General features: G+C 73.4%; 3 protein-coding genes. All 3 read left to right on the top strand.

Translation table 11 applies throughout. The annotated features are described in order from the left end of the window. Positions 1-71: 71 nt before the first annotated feature. On the top strand, positions 72-881 hold the full coding sequence (locus ACWEVO_RS35240) for a sugar nucleotide-binding protein (RefSeq protein WP_452311735.1): 810 nt from the start codon (positions 72-74) through the stop codon (positions 879-881). Positions 882-967: 86 nt separating this feature from the next. Beyond that, the gene (locus ACWEVO_RS35245) at positions 968-1,594 is read left to right on the top strand and encodes an ArsR/SmtB family transcription factor (protein WP_452311736.1); all 627 of its coding nucleotides are present in this window, start codon (positions 968-970) and stop codon (positions 1,592-1,594) included. Further along, a partial coding sequence (locus ACWEVO_RS35250) for an MFS transporter (RefSeq protein WP_452311737.1) occupies positions 1,591-2,294 on the top strand: 704 nt, incomplete at its 3' end. The genes ACWEVO_RS35245 and ACWEVO_RS35250, both read left to right, overlap by 4 nt.

Below are 2,294 nucleotides of genomic sequence, written 5' to 3' on the forward strand. Positions count from 1 at the left end.
GACCCGACCTGATCCCGATGAGCAGGCCCGCGTCACGCCGACGCGGGCCTTCTCGATGTCTGGGGGACGACGTGACACTGCTCGTGGTGGGAGCCAGCGGCTTCCTCGGTGCCGAGGTCTGCCGGCAGGCGGTCGCCGCCGGGCGGTCGGTGGTCGGCACGTACCACTCGGCCGCCGTCGCGGTGCCCGGCGTCGCGGCCCGCCGGCTCGACGTTACTGACCGCGCCGCCGTGCGCGCGCTGCTGACCGAGGTACGCCCCGATGCTGTCGTCAGCACCCCCTACCGGTACGACGACTGGACGGTCACGGCGGACGGGGCGGCCCACGTGGCGTACGCGTCCGCCGAGGTCGGGGCGCGGCTGGTGCACCTGTCCAGCGACGCTCTGCACGGCGGCCGCCCGGAGCCGTACCGCGACGACGACGTGCCGACCCCGATCTACGCGTACGGGGCGGCGAAGGCGGCAGCGGAGACCGCCGTGCGCGCGGTCGACCCGGGCGCGGTGCTGGTGCGGACCTCGCTGATCGTGGGGGAGGGGAGCAAGCAGCTCCAGCTCTGCCGGGACGCCCTGGCCGGCCGGGCGACCCTCTTCACCGACGAGGTCCGCTGCCCGATCGACGTGACCGACCTGGCCGCCGCCGTGCTGGAGCTGGTGGCCGCGGACCACGCCGGCCCGCTCAACGTGGCCGGCCCCGACCCGGTCAGCCGCGCCGAGCTGGGGCTGCTGGTGGCCCGGCACCTCGGCCTCGACCCGGCCGCCCTGAAGACCACCACGGCGATCGCCGCCGGCGTGCACCGCCCCGCCGAGGTACGTCTCGACTCATCCCGGGCCGCCGGCCTGCTCCGTACCCGCCTGCGCGGGGTCACCGAACTGCTCGCCTGACGCCCGTCCGGTCGTCTGTCGGATCATGCACACTTTCTATGCAGAACTCTTGTGCATAGAAAGTGTGCACAGATATTGTGCACAGCATGGAGAACGAAGGGGCGCGTCCGGCGCCACGGGAGGTACGGCTCTCCCACCAGCAGGTGCGCGTCCTGGCGCACCCCCTGCGCACCCGGCTGCTCGGCGCGCTGCGGGTGCGGGGCCCCGCGACCGCCACGAAGCTCGCCGAGCTGCTCGGCACCAACACCGGCGCGACCAGCTATCACCTGCGCCAGCTCGCCGAGGTCGGTCTGGTCGCGGAGGACCCGGACCTCGGCACCGGCCGGCAGCGGTTCTGGCGGGCCGCACACGACGTCACCAACTGGGAGCCCACCGACTTCGACGACGACCCCGACGCCCGCGCCGCGATCGAGTGGATCGAGGGTGAGCAGGTGCGGCAGTTCGCCGAGATCGCCGAGCGGTGGTTCGCCGTGCGCCACGAGTGGTCGCCCGCCTGGCGCGACGCGTTCGGCATGGGCGACATCTTCATGACGATCCCGTCGGCCCGGCTCGAAGCGCTGAAGGCGGAGCTGTGGCAGATCCTCGACCGCTACCGCGAGGAGGCCGACCCGGCCGAGCCCGGCGCTGAGCAGGTCCAGCTCTACCTCGCCGCCCTGCCGCTGCCGGCCGACCTGCGGCCCATCACCCCACCGACCGCCGAGGAGAAGCCGTGAGTGCCCTGTCCGTACGCCAGGTCCGGTTCCGCTACCTCACCCTCTATGCCCTGCGCTGGCTCCCCAGCGGCCTGCTGATCCCGGTGATGATCCTGCTGATGCAGGAGCGTGGCCTGTCGCTGTCCCAGATCGGCCTGGTAGCCACCGCCCAGGGGCTGGTGGTGCTCGCGCTGGAGCTGCCCACCGGCGGCTTCGCCGACGCGCTCGGCCGCAAGCCGGTCCTCGTCGCCGCCTGGGTGGTCTGCCTGGTCTCCCTGGTGCTCTTCGCGGTGGCCGACTCGTTCTGGCTCTTCGCCCTGGTGTGGGCGTTGCAGGGCATCTACCGGGCGCTGGACAGTGGCCCTCTCGAATCCTGGTACGTCGACGCCACCCTGGCCGCCGACCCGGAGGCCGAGTACGAGCGCGGCCTGGGCTGGGCCGGCACCGTCATCGGCCTCGCCATCGGCGCCGGCGCGCTGCTCGGCGGCGGGCTGGTCGCGCTCGGCCCGGTCGGCCCGGTCAGCGCGCTGACCCTGCCGCTGCTGGTCGCGATCGTTCTCCAGGCGATCTCCATCGTGGCCCTGCTGGTCCTGCTGGTCGAGCACCGGCCGGCCAAGGGCGTCGGCGCCAAGCTGCGCAAGGACTACCCGTCGACCGGCGCGGTGCTCCAGGCGTACCTGCGGCGGACCGAGTCGGACTGCCGGGAGCTCTCCGGTGCCGG

The organism is Micromonospora sp. NPDC003776 (genome assembly GCF_053605645.1).